This is a genomic window from Lelliottia nimipressuralis, assembly GCF_041464075.1.
In the GTDB taxonomy this organism is placed as follows: domain Bacteria; phylum Pseudomonadota; class Gammaproteobacteria; order Enterobacterales; family Enterobacteriaceae; genus Enterobacter; species Enterobacter nimipressuralis.
Genome location: NZ_CP167172.1, coordinates 4,511,155 through 4,527,080, shown reverse-complemented (window position 1 = coordinate 4,527,080; position 15,926 = coordinate 4,511,155). Strand labels below are relative to the sequence as shown.

Annotated in this window: 14 protein-coding genes; 12 read left to right on the top strand and 2 right to left on the bottom strand. The window is 54.8% G+C overall.

Going from position 1 to position 15,926, the window contains the following annotated elements; translation table 11 throughout:
- A complete protein-coding gene (gppA, locus tag ACB496_RS21700; RefSeq protein WP_371973753.1) occupies positions 1–1,485 on the bottom strand; it encodes a guanosine-5'-triphosphate,3'-diphosphate diphosphatase in 1,485 nt (494 codons plus the stop codon).
- 5 nt (positions 1,486–1,490) lie between these two features.
- Positions 1,491–2,759, bottom strand: a complete 1,269-nt coding sequence (rhlB, locus tag ACB496_RS21695) for an ATP-dependent RNA helicase RhlB (RefSeq protein WP_100778417.1) — start codon at positions 2,757–2,759, stop codon at positions 1,491–1,493.
- A 144-nt stretch (positions 2,760–2,903) separates the two neighbouring features.
- On the opposite strand from rhlB, the gene trxA reads away from it, so the two are divergent.
- From trxA to wecG, 12 genes are all read left to right on the top strand, one after another.
- A complete protein-coding gene (gene trxA, locus ACB496_RS21690; RefSeq protein WP_002437994.1) occupies positions 2,904–3,233 on the top strand; it encodes a thioredoxin TrxA in 330 nt (109 codons plus the stop codon).
- 330 nt (positions 3,234–3,563) lie between these two features.
- Positions 3,564–4,823 (top strand): transcription termination factor Rho, encoded by a 1,260-nt coding sequence (gene rho / locus ACB496_RS21685; protein ID WP_061706582.1) that lies wholly within the window; start codon positions 3,564–3,566, stop codon positions 4,821–4,823.
- 240 nt (positions 4,824–5,063) lie between these two features.
- Positions 5,064–6,167: a UDP-N-acetylglucosamine--undecaprenyl-phosphate N-acetylglucosaminephosphotransferase gene (gene wecA / locus ACB496_RS21680; RefSeq protein ID WP_100778418.1), complete on the top strand. Its 1,104-nt coding sequence runs from the start codon at positions 5,064–5,066 to the stop codon at positions 6,165–6,167.
- Between the two features lie 13 nt (positions 6,168–6,180).
- Positions 6,181–7,227 (top strand): ECA polysaccharide chain length modulation protein, encoded by a 1,047-nt coding sequence (wzzE, locus tag ACB496_RS21675; protein ID WP_100778419.1) that lies wholly within the window; start codon positions 6,181–6,183, stop codon positions 7,225–7,227.
- Positions 7,228–7,283: 56 nt separating this feature from the next.
- The gene (gene wecB, locus ACB496_RS21670; protein WP_371973749.1) at positions 7,284–8,414 is read left to right on the top strand and encodes a non-hydrolyzing UDP-N-acetylglucosamine 2-epimerase; all 1,131 of its coding nucleotides are present in this window, start codon (positions 7,284–7,286) and stop codon (positions 8,412–8,414) included.
- Positions 8,411–9,673, top strand: a complete 1,263-nt coding sequence (gene wecC, locus ACB496_RS21665) for a UDP-N-acetyl-D-mannosamine dehydrogenase (protein WP_371973747.1) — start codon at positions 8,411–8,413, stop codon at positions 9,671–9,673. The genes wecB and wecC overlap by 4 nt, the downstream gene beginning before the upstream one ends.
- Complete coding sequence (rffC, locus tag ACB496_RS21660) at positions 9,670–10,347, top strand: dTDP-4-amino-4,6-dideoxy-D-galactose acyltransferase (protein WP_371973745.1); 678 nt, start codon at positions 9,670–9,672, stop codon at positions 10,345–10,347. The genes wecC and rffC overlap by 4 nt, the downstream gene beginning before the upstream one ends.
- 4 nt (positions 10,348–10,351) lie before the next feature.
- A complete protein-coding gene (gene rffA, locus ACB496_RS21655; protein ID WP_123429969.1) occupies positions 10,352–11,482 on the top strand; it encodes a dTDP-4-amino-4,6-dideoxygalactose transaminase in 1,131 nt (376 codons plus the stop codon).
- Between the two features lies 1 nt (position 11,483).
- Positions 11,484–12,734: a lipid III flippase WzxE gene (wzxE, locus tag ACB496_RS21650; protein ID WP_312156710.1), complete on the top strand. Its 1,251-nt coding sequence runs from the start codon at positions 11,484–11,486 to the stop codon at positions 12,732–12,734.
- The gene (locus tag ACB496_RS21645; RefSeq protein ID WP_371973742.1) at positions 12,731–13,810 is read left to right on the top strand and encodes a TDP-N-acetylfucosamine:lipid II N-acetylfucosaminyltransferase; all 1,080 of its coding nucleotides are present in this window, start codon (positions 12,731–12,733) and stop codon (positions 13,808–13,810) included. Before wzxE ends, ACB496_RS21645 begins: the two co-directional genes overlap by 4 nt.
- Positions 13,807–15,156, top strand: coding sequence for an ECA oligosaccharide polymerase (gene wzyE / locus ACB496_RS21640; protein WP_100778428.1), 1,350 nt, complete (start codon positions 13,807–13,809; stop codon positions 15,154–15,156). Before ACB496_RS21645 ends, wzyE begins: the two co-directional genes overlap by 4 nt.
- Positions 15,157–15,168: 12 nt before the next feature.
- A complete protein-coding gene (gene wecG / locus ACB496_RS21635; RefSeq protein WP_371973740.1) occupies positions 15,169–15,909 on the top strand; it encodes a lipopolysaccharide N-acetylmannosaminouronosyltransferase in 741 nt (246 codons plus the stop codon).
- The last annotated feature ends 17 nt before the right edge of the window (positions 15,910–15,926 follow it).

The window sequence follows — 15,926 nt, the reverse complement described above, 5'->3', positions numbered from 1 at the left end:
CTATTTAATTTCCAGTGCCCAGTGGACGTAACTCTGCCACTGGCATTCCTGTTCGATCATCTCCGCGCCAAGCGGATGATTATCCAGCCAGTTATCCGGCAGCGTAAGCGTCAGGTTTTCGCCTTCCGCAGAAAGGGTAATGGCGGGCAGCAGATCCGCGCGACGACGGCTGGCAAACAAAATCGCCAGGCGCAGCAGTCGACAGAGATGCTCGGCCACGCGCGGCGGAACGGCATTTTGCTGATGCAAAGAAGAGAGATCGACCGTGTTGGTCTGGTTAAGCAGCAATGTCGCCAGCAGCTTTTTCTGTGCCGGAGTAAAACCAGGCAGATCCAGATGACGCACCAGGTACGCGGCATGAATCGGCGCCTGTTTGAAATCGATACTCAGGCCAATCTCATGCAGCGCACAGGCGCTCAGGAGTAAATCGCGGCTCAAGGGTTCGAGCGCCCAGGTGGTTGCCACCTGATCGGCAAAGCTTGAGGCCAGTTGGGCCACGCGCTGTGCCTGTTCCGTATCAACGATAAAACGACGCTGAACGTTACGCAGCGTCCGGCTGCGAATGTCTTGTTCTACAGCCAGATGAAGCATGCCGTAAACCAGCCCTTCGCGCAGCGCGCCGCCAGCCAGCGTCATGCAGTGGATTTCTAATTCGGTGAAAATGGCGATCAGGATCGCCAGACCGCTCGGGAACACCAGCGCGCGCTCAAGCGTCAGCCCTTCAATTTCCAGCTCTTCCAGACGTCCACACTGAATAGCGCGCTGTTTAAGCTGCTGAAGTTTCGCCAGCGTAATCCGCTCGTCCATTCCCTGCGCCATCATGATCTCTTGCAGAGCCTGAACGGTGCCCGACGCGCCGACACACACTTTCCAGCCGTGATATCGCAGCTCATCCATCACCGGATGCAGCACTTCGCGCGCGGCTTTTTCGGCCTCGTCGAAGTTCTCTTGTGCGAGATTACGATCGGTAAAATAGCGCTCCAGCCAGGTGACGCAGCCCATCGACAGGCTAAACAACGACGTCGCCTGCGATCCGTTGCCTGTGACCAGTTCCGTACTGGCACCACCGATATCCACCACCAGACGGCGATCGTCACCCCCGGTAGTGTGGGCGACACCCTGATAAATCAGGCGCGCTTCTTCTTCACCGCTGATGACCTGTACCGGACAGCCGAGAATTTCCTGCGCTTTAGCAATAAAATCGACGGAGTTCACAGCCAATCGCAACGTGGCGGTCGCCACAACGCGAATTTGATTGTGCGGAATATCCTGCAGACGTTCAGCGAAGAGGCGCAGGCATTGCCAGCCGCGTTCCATCGCTTCAGGGGAGAGGTAATTATCGCTGCTCAGGCCCGCCGCGAGGCGGACCTTGCGCTTAATGCGCGTCAGGGTCTGTATGCTCCCCGCCACCTCGCGTACAACCAGCATATGAAAACTATTTGAACCTAAATCAATAGCTGCATAGAGCGAGGTGGAACTGAGCATAATATTTAACCTGAACGACGACGGTTACGTGGTGCTCCGCCGGTGCGGCGTGGGCCATTGCCGGAGCGGGCGCGCGTGAGGCGCTTCGCCGGAGGCAGTTCACTCAACAGGGCTTCCGGATTGTATTTGCTCTGCGGAATGGAGTGGCCGATGTACGTCTCGATGGCAGGAAGGTTCAGGGCGTACTCTTCACAGGCGAGGCTGATGGAGTGGCCGCTTGCGCCAGCACGACCGGTACGGCCAATGCGGTGAACGTAGTCTTCGCAATCGTCAGGGAGATCGTAGTTAAAGACGTGTGTGACAGCAGGGATGTGCAGGCCACGTGCAGCAACGTCGGTTGCTACCAGAATATCCAGGTCGCCACGGGTAAATTCTTCAAGGATGCGCAGACGTTTTTTCTGTGCAACGTCACCCGTCAGCAGGCCAACGCGATGTCCGTCTGCGGCAAGGTGGCCCCAGATGTCTTCGCAGCGATGCTTAGTGTTGGCAAAGATAATGGCGCGATCTGGCCACTCTTCTTCGATCAGCGTTTGCAGCAGACGCATCTTCTCTTCATTCGATGGATAGAAGAGCTCTTCTTTAATACGGTGACCCGTTTTCTGTTCTGGCTCGACTTCCACGTATTCGGCGTTATTCATCTGTTCGAACGCCAGTTCACGGACGCGGTAAGAGAGAGTCGCAGAGAACAGCATGTTCAGACGCTGCGTGGTAGGTGGCATACGACGGAACAGCCAGCGGATGTCTTTAATAAAGCCCAAATCGTACATGCGATCGGCTTCATCGAGGACCACAACCTGGATGGCACCGAGGTTGATGTGATTTTGCTTCGCGTAGTCGATCAGACGACCGGTAGTACCGATCAGAATATCAACGCCGCTTTCCAGCACTTTGAGCTGTTTATCGTAGCCGTCGCCGCCATAAGCCAGCCCTAATTTCAGGCCAGTGGTCTGTGCCAGAGGTTCAGCGTCGGCATGGATCTGCACCGCAAGTTCTCGCGTTGGAGCCATGATCAGCGCACGCGGTTGGTTAACTTTTCGGTCAGCAATTGCTGGATGAGAAAGTAAATAATGAAACGTTGACGTCAAAAACGCCATCGTTTTGCCAGTACCGGTTTGCGCCTGCCCTGCAACATCGCGACCTGCCAGCGTGAGCGGCAGAGCGAGGGCTTGAATGGGCGTGCAGTTATGAAAGCCTTTATTTTCAAGGGCTTCGATAACTTTTGCGTGCAGGGCGAAGTCGGAAAACTTCTGTTCTGTTAAATGTGTTTTGCTCATAGTGTGGTAGAATATCAGCTTACTATTGCTTTACGAAAGCGTATCCGGTGAAATAAAGTCAACCTTTAGTTGGTTAATGCTACATCAACACGTCGTTGATTAATCCTACACCAACACGCCAGGCTTATTCCTGTGGAGTTATATATGAGCGATAAAATTATTCACCTGACTGACGACAGTTTTGACACGGACGTACTTAAAGCTGACGGGCTGATCCTCGTCGATTTCTGGGCTGAATGGTGTGGTCCTTGCAAAATGATCGCTCCGATTCTGGATGAAATCGCTGACGAATATCAGGGCAAACTGACGATTGCCAAGCTGAACATCGACCAGAACCCGGGCACCGCGCCGAAGTACGGCATCCGTGGTATCCCAACCCTGCTGCTGTTCAAAAACGGCGAAGTGGCTGCAACCAAAGTGGGCGCACTGTCCAAAGGTCAGCTGAAAGAGTTCCTGGACGCTAATCTGGCGTAAGGTTTCTCGGCCGGGGTCTGGATTCCGAAATTCTGTGGATCTCTGGACGCCCGGCTTTAGTCGTGCTAAGTTACCTATGACTTCGATTTAAACATACCTTGTCGTTCTGGTTTTACCCGATGCTTCCCATTGTTAAATGAACGATGCGAGAGGCAGATAGATTCCGGGCTTGTCACTCAATCCGTCTTGTCGTTTCAGTTCTGTGCTTCCCCTTTGACCAGACAGCGAACAGACATGAGTTGATGGCCGCTAACAGGCATGGATGACCCTGCCATACCATTCACAACATTAAGTTCGAGTTTCACCCCGAGTTTAAGAACCCACACCATTATGAATCTTACCGAATTAAAGAATACGCCGGTTTCTGAGCTGATCACTCTCGGCGAAAATATGGGGCTGGAAAACCAGGCTCGTATGCGCAAGCAGGACATTATTTTTGCCATCCTGAAGCAGCACGCAAAGAGTGGCGAAGATATCTTTGGCGACGGTGTCCTGGAGATATTGCAAGACGGATTTGGTTTCCTCCGTTCTGCAGACAGCTCCTACCTCGCCGGTCCTGATGACATCTACGTATCCCCTAGCCAAATCCGCCGTTTCAACCTCCGCACAGGTGACACCATTTCAGGTAAGATTCGTCCTCCAAAAGAGGGTGAACGCTACTTCGCGCTGTTGAAAGTTAACGAAGTTAACTACGATAAACCTGAAAACTCGCGCAACAAGATCCTGTTCGAAAACTTAACGCCGCTGCACGCTAACTCGCGTCTGCGCATGGAGCGTGGTAACGGTTCTACCGAAGACCTGACGGCTCGCGTTCTGGATCTGGCTTCTCCGATTGGTCGTGGTCAGCGTGGTCTGATTGTGGCACCGCCGAAAGCGGGTAAAACAATGCTGCTGCAGAACATCGCACAGAGCATTGCTTACAACCACCCTGATTGCGTGCTGATGGTTCTGCTGATCGATGAGCGTCCAGAAGAAGTGACCGAGATGCAGCGTCTGGTCAAAGGTGAAGTGGTTGCTTCTACCTTTGATGAGCCAGCGTCTCGCCACGTTCAGGTTGCTGAAATGGTTATCGAGAAAGCGAAGCGTCTGGTTGAACATAAAAAAGACGTTATCATTCTGCTCGACTCCATCACTCGTCTGGCGCGTGCGTACAACACCGTGGTTCCTGCTTCCGGCAAAGTATTGACCGGTGGTGTGGATGCCAACGCCCTGCACCGTCCAAAACGCTTCTTCGGTGCTGCGCGTAACGTGGAAGAGGGCGGAAGCCTGACCATCATCGCGACCGCGCTGATTGATACCGGCTCCAAAATGGATGAAGTTATTTACGAAGAATTTAAAGGTACAGGTAACATGGAACTGCACCTCTCCCGTAAAATTGCAGAGAAGCGCGTCTTCCCGGCAATCGACTACAACCGTTCCGGTACCCGTAAAGAAGAGCTGCTCACCACCCAGGAAGAGCTGCAGAAAATGTGGATTCTGCGTAAGATCATTCACCCAATGGGCGAAATCGATGCAATGGAATTCCTCATCAATAAGCTGGCAATGACTAAGACAAACGACGAATTCTTCGACATGATGAAACGCTCGTAATACAAATAAACCCAGCCAACGCCACGTTTTTACGTGGCGTTTTCTTTTTTTGGACTATACGCTATAACCGCAGACTCCCATTTTTGACTAACCAGTGCGACAATTAGAATGTTTGTTGCGTCAAAAAGTAATTGATTGAAAAACATACAAAGGGAGTTGTAAGAGGCTGGCTTTAATCCTTCGGGAGCTATGGCTTCGTAGTTATACTTCCAGGACTAACTTTTGTTGAGAGCATGCATTGTGAATCTACTCACTGCGGTTACTGAGCTAATCAGTATATTTTTATTCACAACCTGTTTTTTGTTCATTGCGCGCAAGGTGGCAAAAAGAATCGGGTTAGTGGATAAACCCAATTATCGTAAACGCCATCAGGGCTTGATCCCATTGGTCGGGGGGATCTCCGTTTACGCGGGTATTTGCTTCACCTTTGGAATCGCAGATTATTATATCCCCCATGCAGCACTCTATCTGGCCTGTGCAGGGGTGCTGGTGCTGGTGGGCGCGCTCGATGATCGTTTCGATATCAGCGTAAAATTCCGCGCTTCGGTGCAGGCTGCAATCGGCATCATTATGATGGTGGTTGGTAAGCTCTATCTGAGCAGTCTCGGCTACATCTTCGGTACCTGGGAGATGGTGCTCGGTCCCTTCGGCTTCTTCCTGACGCTCTTCGCGGTGTGGGCTGCTATCAACGCCTTTAACATGGTAGATGGGATTGATGGCCTGTTGGGCGGTCTCTCGTCCGTATCCTTTGCCGCAATCGGCATCATTCTATGGTTTGATGGTCAGTACAGCCTGTCAATGTGGTGTTTCGCCATGATTGCGGCCATCCTTCCTTATATCCTGCTTAACCTCGGTGTGCTGGGCCGTCGCTATAAAGTTTTCATGGGTGATGCGGGCAGTACGCTGATTGGTTTCACCGTTATCTGGATTTTGCTGGAAACCACTCAGGGTAAAACCCACCCGATTAGCCCGGTAACGGCGCTGTGGATTATTGCTATTCCGCTGATGGACATGGTGGCAATCATGTACCGCCGTCTGCGTAAAGGTATGAGTCCTTTCTCGCCGGACCGCCAGCATATTCATCATCTGATCATGCGTGCAGGTTTTACTTCACGTCAGGCATTTGTGCTGATTACCCTCGCCGCCGCGCTGTTGGCAGGTATCGGCGTGGCAGCAGAATATGCGCACTTTATTCCTGAATGGGTAATGTTGGTATTATTCTTGCTAGCATTCTTCATGTACGGCTATTGCATTAAACGCGCATGGAAAGTCGCGCGCTTCATTAAACGTGTAAAACGCCGGATGCGTAGAAACAGTGGTAAAAATCCAACATTAACTAAGTAAAAACGGGATTGTGATGACTCAACCGTTGGCGGGAGCGAAATCAGTGGTAACTGAGAATGAGCTAGATGTTCGTGGTTTGTTTCGTGTTTTATGGGCGGGCAAACTGTGGATTGCTGGGATCGCGCTGGGGTTCGCGCTATTAGCGCTGGCGTATACCTTTTTTGCGAAACAAGAGTGGAGCGCGACAGCGATTACCGATCGACCAACGGTGAATATGCTGGGCGGATTCTATTCGCAGCAGCAGTTCCTGCGTAATCTCGACATTAAAGCCAATCTGGCCTCTTCGGATCAGCCCTCGGTGATGGATGAATCTTACAAGGAGTTCATCATGCAGCTGGCTTCCTGGGATACGCGTCGTGATTTCTGGTCCCAGACCGATTATTACAAGCAGCGTATGGTCGGCAACAGTAAAGCCGACGCCGCACTGCTCGACGATCTGATCAACAACATCCAGTTCACGCCAGGCGACATCCTGCGCAATATAAACGATAACGTTAAGCTGATTGCCGAAACCGCGCCGGACGCCAATAACCTGCTGCGTCAGTACGTGGCATTTGCCAGCCAGCGCGCCGCGAGCCATCTGAATGATGAGCTGAAAGGGGCCTGGGCCGCGCGTACTATCCAAATGAAGGCGCAGGTCAAACGCCAGGAAGAGGTGGCCAAAGCCATTTTCTCCCGCCGCGTCCATAACATTGAACAGGCACTGAAAATTGCCGAGCAGCGCAATATCTCCCGCAGTGAAACGGACGTTCCGGCTGATGAACTGCCGGATTCAGAAATGTTCCTGCTGGGCCGTCCGATGCTGCAGGCACGCCTGGAAAATCTGCAGGCCGTTGGGCCAGATTTTGATCTCGACTACGACCAGAACCGCGCGATGCTCAATACCCTGAATGTCGGTCCTACACTGGACCCGCGTTTTCAGACCTATCGTTATTTGCGAACGCCTGAAGAACCTGTAAAACGCGATAGTCCGCGTCGCGCATTCCTGATGATCATGTGGGGGATTGTGGGCGCATTGACGGGCGCAGGCGTGGCGTTAACACGTCGTCGCACAAATTAAGAACGCCGTCTACGATGAAGGCTTCGGCCTTCATCACCTAATCGAAGAGAATCGATGTGAAAGTACTTACCGTATTTGGCACAAGGCCGGAAGCCATCAAGATGGCGCCGCTGGTCCATGCGCTGGCAAATGATCCCTGGTTTGAGGCGAAAGTTTGCGTTACCGCGCAGCATCGGGAGATGCTTGATCAGGTTTTAAATCTCTTTTCTATTGTCCCGGATTACGATCTCAATATTATGAAACCGGGGCAGGGATTGACCGAAATTACCTGCCGCATTCTGGAAGGGCTAAAGCCTATTCTGGAATCGTTTAAACCAGACGTGGTTCTGGTGCACGGCGATACCACTACCACCATTGCAACCAGCCTGGCGGCATTCTATCAACGCATCCCGGTCGGGCACGTTGAAGCCGGTTTGCGCACCGGCGACCTTTATTCTCCGTGGCCTGAAGAGGCCAACCGTACGCTCACCGGTCATCTGGCAATGTATCACTTTGCGCCAACCGAAAATTCCCGGCAGAACCTGCTGCGCGAAAACATCCGTGATGACAAAATTTTCGTGACCGGCAATACGGTGATTGACGCCCTGATTTGGGTTCGCGATCGCGTGATGGCCAGCGACGCTCTGCGCGAAGAGCTGGCGGTGCGCTATCCGTTCCTCACCGCTGGCAAAAAGATGATCCTGGTGACGGGCCATCGCCGCGAGAGCTTTGGCCGTGGGTTCGAGCAGATCTGCCATGCGCTGGCGGAGATCGCCGCGCAAAACCCTGACGTCCAGATCGTCTATCCGGTCCACCTCAACCCGAACGTCAGCGAGCCGGTTAACCGCATCCTCGGCCATATCGAAAACGTGATCCTCATTGAGCCGCAGGATTATTTGCCGTTCGTCTGGCTGATGAACCACGCGTGGCTGATTTTGACCGACTCCGGCGGCATTCAGGAAGAGGCACCGTCGCTGGGTAAACCGGTGCTGGTGATGCGTGAAACGACCGAGCGCCCGGAAGCTATTAAAGCCGGAACGGTACGCCTGGTTGGGACCGACACTAAACATCTCGTGGCAGAGGTGACACGCCTGCTGCACAATGAAAAAGAGTACCAGGCGATGAGCCACGCCCATAATCCTTATGGTGACGGGCAGGCCTGCAGTCGTATTTTGCATGCACTTAAACATAATCGGGTAACGCTATGAGTTTTTCTACCATCTCTGTCATTGGTCTTGGCTACATTGGACTGCCGACTGCGGCCGCTTTTGCGTCGCGTCAAAAACAGGTTATCGGGGTGGATATCAACCAGCATGCGGTGGATACCATTAACCGTGGTGAAATTCATATCGTGGAGCCGGATCTCGACAAAGTGGTCAAAACCGCAGTTGAAGGCGGTTTTCTCAAAGCCAGCACAACGCCGGTGGAGGCCGATGCGTATCTGATCGCGGTGCCGACGCCGTTTAAAGGCGAGCATGAGCCGGATATGATGTATGTCGAAGCGGCAGCAAAATCCCTTGCTCCAGTGCTGAAGAAAGGCGCGCTGGTGATTCTGGAGTCCACTTCTCCCGTCGGCGCGACGGAGCAAATGGCCCAATGGCTGGCGGAAGCACGCCCTGATTTGACCTTCCCGCAGCAGGCAGGCGAACAGGCGGATATCAATATCGCCTACTGCCCGGAGCGCGTTCTGCCCGGTCAGGTAATGGTTGAGCTGATCAAAAACGACCGCGTAATTGGCGGGATGACGCCCGTCTGCTCTGCGCGTGCCAGCGAACTCTACAACATCTTCCTCGAAGGGGAGTGCGTGGTCACTAACTCCCGCACGGCAGAAATGTGCAAGCTCACCGAAAACAGCTTCCGCGACGTCAACATCGCCTTTGCTAACGAACTGTCGCTCATTTGTGCCGACCAGGGAATTAACGTCTGGGAACTGATTCGCCTGGCGAACCGCCATCCGCGCGTCAATATTCTCCAGCCAGGCCCTGGCGTGGGCGGTCACTGTATCGCCGTGGACCCGTGGTTTATCGTGGCACAAAACCCGGACCAGGCTCGCCTGATCCGCACGGCCCGTGAAGTGAACGACGGTAAACCGCACTGGGTAATGAACCAGGTGAAAGCCACGGTAGCGGATTGCCTGGCCGAAAGCGGCAAGCGCGCCAGCGAGATAAAAATCGCCTGCTTTGGCCTGGCGTTTAAGCCAAACATCGACGACCTGCGCGAAAGCCCGGCGATGGGCATCGCCGAGATGATTGCCAGCTGGCACACCGGTGAAACGCTGGTTGTGGAGCCAAATATTCATACCCTGCCGAAGAAACTGGCCGGGCACTGCCAGCTCGCGACGTTGGAAAGCGCACTGAACTCTGCCGACGTGCTGGTTCTGCTTGTAGACCATAGCCAATTCAAAGCCATCAGCAGCGATGCGGTGCAGCAGAAGTATATTGTTGATACGAAAGGGGTGTGGCGTTGAGTGAGTTGCCCGGCGTACTTGAACCGCTAACCTGGGAGAGTGAATTTTTTGGTCTCTCCTCTGCGGTAGTGCGCTTTCGCGACGATGCTCCGGCACTCACGGCGGCGGATTTTTCGCCGTGGGAGCGGGTACAGGCCAAAATTCCGGCGGGGCGCGCCGACTGGCTGGATGCCCTGCAAACGCTGGGTTTTCAGCTGGTGGAAGGCGAAGTCGATCTGAGCCTTGCCGTCACCCAGCACAGCCTGGCTGCCGCAGAAGTGGCGACCGAACAGGATATCCCCGCGCTGCGCCAGATGGCCGCGCAGGCTTTTGCGCAAAGCCGTTTCCGCGCCCCGTGGTATGCGCCCGACGCCAGCGGTCGTTTTTACGCCCAGTGGATTGAAAACGCCGTCAAAGGCACGTTTGACCATGAATGTCTGGTTTTCCGCGAAAACAGCGGTGATATCCAGGCGTTTGTCTCGCTGCGCCAATTGAGCGATAGCGAAGCGCGTATTGGCCTGCTCGCTGGTCGCGGAATGGGCGAGAAACTTATGCAGGCCGCACTGAATTGGGCGGCGCAGCGTCAGTTATCAACTTTGCGGGTGGCGACCCAACTGGGCAACACCGCCGCGCTTAAACGTTACATTGCCAGCGGTGGCAACATTGATGCGACCGCTTACTGGTTATACAGGTGACAAGATGATTCCATTTAACGCGCCTCCCGTTGTGGGCACCGAACTTGATTACATGCAGTCTGCCATGGGCAGCGGCAAACTTTGCGGAGACGGTGGTTTCACCCGTCGCTGCCAGCAGTGGATGGAGCAGCGTTTTCACAGTGCGAAAGTGCTGCTGACGCCATCCTGTACGGCGTCGCTGGAGATGGCTGCTCTGCTGCTGGATATCAAGCCGGGCGACGAAGTCATCATGCCGAGCTACACCTTCGTCTCGACGGCGAATGCGTTTGTCCTGCGTGGCGCCAAAATTATCTTTGTGGATGTCCGTCCGGACACGATGAACATCGATGAAACCCTGATTGAAGCGGCGATCACCGATAAAACGCGGGCGATTGTGCCGGTACACTATGCGGGTGTGGCCTGTGAGATGGACACCATCATGGCCATCGCCAAAAAGCACAACCTGTTCGTGGTGGAAGACGCCGCGCAAGGCGTGATGTCCACCTACAAGGGCCGTGCGCTAGGTACTATTGGTCATATTGGCTGCTTTAGCTTCCATGAAACCAAAAACTACACGGCGGGCGGTGAAGGTGGCGCAACGCTGATTAACGACCGCGCGCTGGTGGAGCGTGCTGAAGTGATCCGCGAAAAAGGGACCAACCGCAGCCAGTTCTTCCGTGGTCAGGTCGACAAATACACCTGGCGCGATATCGGCTCCAGCTATCTGATGGCCGATCTGCAGGCCGCCTATCTCTGGGCGCAGCTCGAAGCGGCTGAGCGCATCAACCAGCAGCGTTTGACCCTGTGGCAGACCTATTACGATGCCCTGACGCCGCTGGCGCAAAAAGGGCGTATTGAGCTGCCGACGATCCCGGAAGACTGCGTTCACAACGCACATATGTTTTACATCAAACTGCGCGACAACGACGATCGCAGCAGTCTGATCGCTTACCTGAAAGAAGCTGAGATTATGGCGGTGTTCCATTACATTCCGCTGCACTCCAGCCCGGCGGGTGAAGCGTTCGGCCAGTTTGTCGGTGACGATCGCTACACCACCAAAGAAAGTGAGCGTTTGCTTCGTCTGCCACTGTTCTACAACCTCGCGCCGGTGAATCAGCGCACGGTGATTAATACCCTTCTGAGCTACTTCCGCTGATATGTCACTGGCGAAAGCATCGGTGTGGACCGCCGCGTCCACACTCGTCAAGATTGGCGCAGGGCTGCTGGTTGTAAAAATGCTGGCGGTGTCGTTTGGCCCTTCTGGTGTCGGGCAGGCCGGTAACTTCCGTCAGCTCGTCACCGTACTCGGCGTGCTTGCCGGGGCCGGTATTTTCAACGGTGTCACCAAATACGTAGCCCAGCATCACGACGATGAGGCCGCGCTGCGTCGGGTGGTCGGCACGTCCTCGGCGATGGTGCTCGGGTTCTCCACGCTGCTGGCCATCGTCTTTTTACTGGCGGCCGCGCCTGTCAGTCAGGCACTCTTCGGCAATACCCATTACCAGGGGCTGGTACGTCTGGTGGCGCTGGTGCAGATGGGGATCGCCTGGGCTAACCTGCTGTTAGCCTTAATGAAAGGATTCCGCGACGCCGCCGGAAATGCGCTGGCGCTGATTCTGGGTAGTCTTATCGGCGTCATTGCCTATTACGTCTGCTATCGTCTTGGCGGCTATGAAGGCGCGCTGCTTGGGCTGGCGCTGGTTCCGGCACTGGTGGTCATTCCCGCCGCGTTTATGCTGATGCGCAGGCGCACTATTCCCCTGAGCTATCTCAAGCCGCAGTGGGACAAAATTCTGGCGGGGCAGTTAGGGAAATTTACCCTGATGGCGCTCATCACTTCCGTCACGCTCCCCGTGGCGTATGTGATGATGCGAAACCTGCTGGCAGCGCACTACAGCTGGGATGAGGTCGGGATTTGGCAGGGTGTCAGCAGTATTTCTGACGCCTATCTCCAGTTTATTACCGCCTCGTTCAGTGTCTATTTGCTGCCGACTCTGTCGCGGTTGACCTCCCGACAAGACATCACCCGCGAAATTGGCCGCTCACTGCGTTTTGTGCTTCCTGCGGTGGCTGCCGCGAGTTTAACCGTCTGGCTGCTGCGCGACGTCGCCATCTGGCTGCTGTTCTCTGCGAAATTTACCGCGATGCGCGACCTGTTCGCCTGGCAGCTGGTGGGCGATGTGCTGAAAGTGGGTGCTTACGTTTTCGGCTATCTGGTGATTGCCAAAGCCTCTCTGCGGCTGTATATCCTGGCAGAGATTAGCCAGTTCACGCTGCTGACCGGTTTCTCGCACTGGCTGATCCCAACGCATGGCGCGCTGGGGGCGGCACAGGCCTATATGGCCACCTACATTGTCTATTTTGCTGCCTGTTGCGGCGTATTTTTACTTTGGCGTAGACGCGCATGACTGCACTGATTCACGTGTTGGGTTCGGATATCCCGCATCACAACCGCACAGTATTACAGTTTTTTAATGACTCGCTGGCGGCCGGCAGCGCCGACGCGCGCGAGTTTATGGTCGCGGGCCAGGATAAGGGGCTAAGCGCCGCCTTTCCTGCGCTGTCGTTAAGCTTCTGGCCGGATAAATCCGCGCTGGCAAACGCGGTGATCGCTAAAGCCAAAGCCAACCGCGAGCAGCGTTTCTTCTTTCACGGCCAGTTTAATACCGGCCTGTGGCTGGCGTTGCTGAGCGGCGGCATCAAGCCTGCGCAGTTTAACTGGCATATCTGGGGCGCGGATCTGTATGAAGTGTCGCGAGGCTGGAAATTCCGCCTGTTCTATCCCCTGCGCCGTATGGCTCAGGGGCGCGTTGGCTGCGTGTTTGCGACGCGCGGCGACCTGAACTTTTTCGCGCAACAGCACCCAAGCGTGCGCGGCGAACTGCTCTATTTCCCCACGCGGATGGACCCCGCGCTGAACTCGATGGCGAACGAGACGCAGCGCGAAGGCAAGCTGACCATACTGGTGGGCAATTCGGGCGATCGCAGTAACGAACACATCGCAGCGCTGAAAGCCGTGCATAAGCAGTTTGGCGACACGGTGAACGTGATTGTGCCGATGGGCTATCCTGCTCATAACGACGCGTATATTGCGGAAGTCCGTCAGAGCGGGCTGGCGCTGTTCAGCCCGGATAATCTGCAAATCCTCAGCGAAAAGCTCGAGTTTGACGACTACCTGGCCCTGCTCAGAAAATGCGATCTCGGCTACTTCATCTTTGCGCGCCAGCAGGGGATTGGCACGCTGTGCCTCCTGATTCAGGCCGGCGTTCCGTGCGTGCTTAACCGTGAAAATCCTTTCTGGCAGGATATGGCGGAGCAGCACATTCCGGTGCTGTTTACCACGGACGATCTCAATGAGGACGTGGTACGTGAAGCACAGCGTCAGCTGGCGATGGTGGATAAAAATGCCATCGACTTTTTCAGCCCTAATTTTCTCACGCCCTGGCATCAGGCGCTGCGGATAGCTGCAGGAGACAAAGCATGAGCCAGTTGGAATTTAGCGGCTTATTGGTGATTTGGCTTCTGGCCTCGCTGTTTATCGGCACGCTCACTTGGTTTGAGTTCCGCCGCGTGCGCTTTAACTTCAACGTCTTCTTCTCGCTGCTGTTCTTGCTGACCTTCTTCTTCGGCTTCCCGCTGACCAGCATTTTGGTCTTCCGCTTTGACGTGGCCGTCGCCCCACCAGAAATTCTGATGCAGGCCCTGTTGTCTGCTACCTGTTTCTACGCGGTGTACTACGTCACCTATAAGACCCGTTTACGTCCGGTGAACCACGCGCCGCGCCGTCCGCTGTTCACCATGAATCGGGTGGAAACGCACCTGACCTGGGTGATGCTGATGATTATCGCGCTGGTGAGTGTCGGTATTTTCTTCATGCATAACGGCTTTTTGCTGTTCAAACTGCACTCTTACAGCCAGATTTTTTCCGCCGAAGTGTCCGGCGTGGCACTTAAGCGTTTCTTCTATTTCTTCATCCCGGCGATGCTGGTGATCTACTTCCTGCGTCAGGACAGCAAAGCCTGGCTGTTTTTCCTCGTGAGTACGGTGGCATTTGGTCTGCTGACCTATATGATCGTCGGCGGGACGCGCGCGAATATCATCATTGCCTTCGCGATCTTCCTGTTTATCGGCATCATTCGCGGCTGGATCTCGCTCTGGATGCTGGTTGCGGCAGGGGTGTTTGGGATTGTCGGCATGTTCTGGCTGGCGCTCAAGCGTTACGGCATGGACGTGAGTGGTGACGAGGCGTTTTACACCTTCCTGTACCTCACCCGAGACACCTTCTCGCCGTGGGAAAACCTGGCGCTACTGCTGCAAAACTACGACAAAATCGACTTCCAGGGGCTGGCCCCCATCGCACGTGATTTCTACGTCTTTATCCCGACCTGGCTATGGCCAGACCGGCCTGGCGTGGTGCTGAACACGGCGAACTACTTTACCTGGGAAGTGCTCAACAACCACTCTGGCCTGGCGATCTCCCCGACGCTGATTGGCTCGCTGGTGGTGATGGGCGGCGTGTGGTTTATCCTGCCGGGCGCCGTGGCCGTTGGGCTTATCATCAAATGGTTCGACTGGCTTTATGTGCGCGGGAACGAAGAGACCAACCGCTATAAAGCGGCAATTTTGCACAGTTTCTGTTTTGGTGCCATTTTCAATATGATCGTGCTGGCGCGTGAAGGGCTGGATTCGTTTGTATCGCGCGTGGTGTTTTTCATGGTGGTCTTCGGTCTCTGTCTGCTGCTGGCGAAACTGTTGTACTGGCTGTTTGATAGCGCGGGCTTGATTCACCGACGACTGACGCGGGCAACCAGCACGCTTTCCCAAGTCTGAGTAAGGATAATAATGACTGACAATACCTCTGCGCCGGTCTATGCGCTGCGCGGTCTGCAGCTCATCGGCTGGCGTGATATGCAGCATGCGCTAGATTATCTCTGCGCTGATGGGCAGATTAAATCTGGCACCCTGGTGGCCATCAATGCCGAAAAAGTGCTGGCGATTGAAGACAACGCGGAAGTGAAAAGCCTGATTGAAGCCGCCGAGTTTAAGTATGCCGACGGCATCAGCGTGGTCCGTTCGATTCGCAAAAAGTTTCCGCAGGCGCAGGTCTCTCGCGTTGCCGGAGCCGATCTCTGGGAAGCGCTGATGGCGCGGGCAGGGCAGGACGGAACGCCAGTATTCCTGATTGGCGGTAAACCCGATGTGCTGGCGCAGACGGAGCAGAAACTCCGCGCGCAGTGGAATGTTAATATCGTGGGCAGCCAGGATGGCTACTTCAAACCCGAGGATCGTCAGGCGCTGTTTGAACGCATTCGCGACAGCGGCGCGAAAATCGTGACCGTGGCGATGGGCTCCCCGCGCCAGGAAATCCTGATGCGCGACTGCCGTCTGGTTTACCCGAATGCCCTGTATATGGGCGTAGGCGGCACCTACGACGTCTTTACCGGCCATGTGAAGCGTGCGCCAAAAGTGTGGCAAAACTTAGGGCTGGAGTGGTTATATCGCCTCTTGTCCCAGCCGAGCCGCATCAAACGACAGATTAAACTCCTGCGCTATCTGGCCTGGCATTACACCGGCAAAATGTAATCAAAATGTAGCGCGAT

What these genes read in the sequence shown, in the direction of transcription:
- gppA (WP_371973753.1), bottom strand. Translation starts at nt 1,485, where the DNA reads ATGCTCAGTTCCACCTCGCTCTATGCAGCTATTGATTTAGGTTCAAAT.
- rhlB (WP_100778417.1), bottom strand. Translation starts at nt 2,759, where the DNA reads ATGAGCAAAACACATTTAACAGAACAGAAGTTTTCCGACTTCGCCCTG.
- trxA (WP_002437994.1), top strand. Translation starts at nt 2,904, where the DNA reads ATGAGCGATAAAATTATTCACCTGACTGACGACAGTTTTGACACGGAC.
- rho (WP_061706582.1), top strand. Translation starts at nt 3,564, where the DNA reads ATGAATCTTACCGAATTAAAGAATACGCCGGTTTCTGAGCTGATCACT.
- wzzE (WP_100778419.1), top strand. Translation starts at nt 6,181, where the DNA reads ATGACTCAACCGTTGGCGGGAGCGAAATCAGTGGTAACTGAGAATGAG.
- wecC (WP_371973747.1), top strand. Translation starts at nt 8,411, where the DNA reads ATGAGTTTTTCTACCATCTCTGTCATTGGTCTTGGCTACATTGGACTG.
- rffA (WP_123429969.1), top strand. Translation starts at nt 10,352, where the DNA reads ATGATTCCATTTAACGCGCCTCCCGTTGTGGGCACCGAACTTGATTAC.
- wzxE (WP_312156710.1), top strand. Translation starts at nt 11,484, where the DNA reads ATGTCACTGGCGAAAGCATCGGTGTGGACCGCCGCGTCCACACTCGTC.
- ACB496_RS21645 (WP_371973742.1), top strand. Translation starts at nt 12,731, where the DNA reads ATGACTGCACTGATTCACGTGTTGGGTTCGGATATCCCGCATCACAAC.
- wzyE (WP_100778428.1), top strand. Translation starts at nt 13,807, where the DNA reads ATGAGCCAGTTGGAATTTAGCGGCTTATTGGTGATTTGGCTTCTGGCC.
- wecG (WP_371973740.1), top strand. Translation starts at nt 15,169, where the DNA reads ATGACTGACAATACCTCTGCGCCGGTCTATGCGCTGCGCGGTCTGCAG.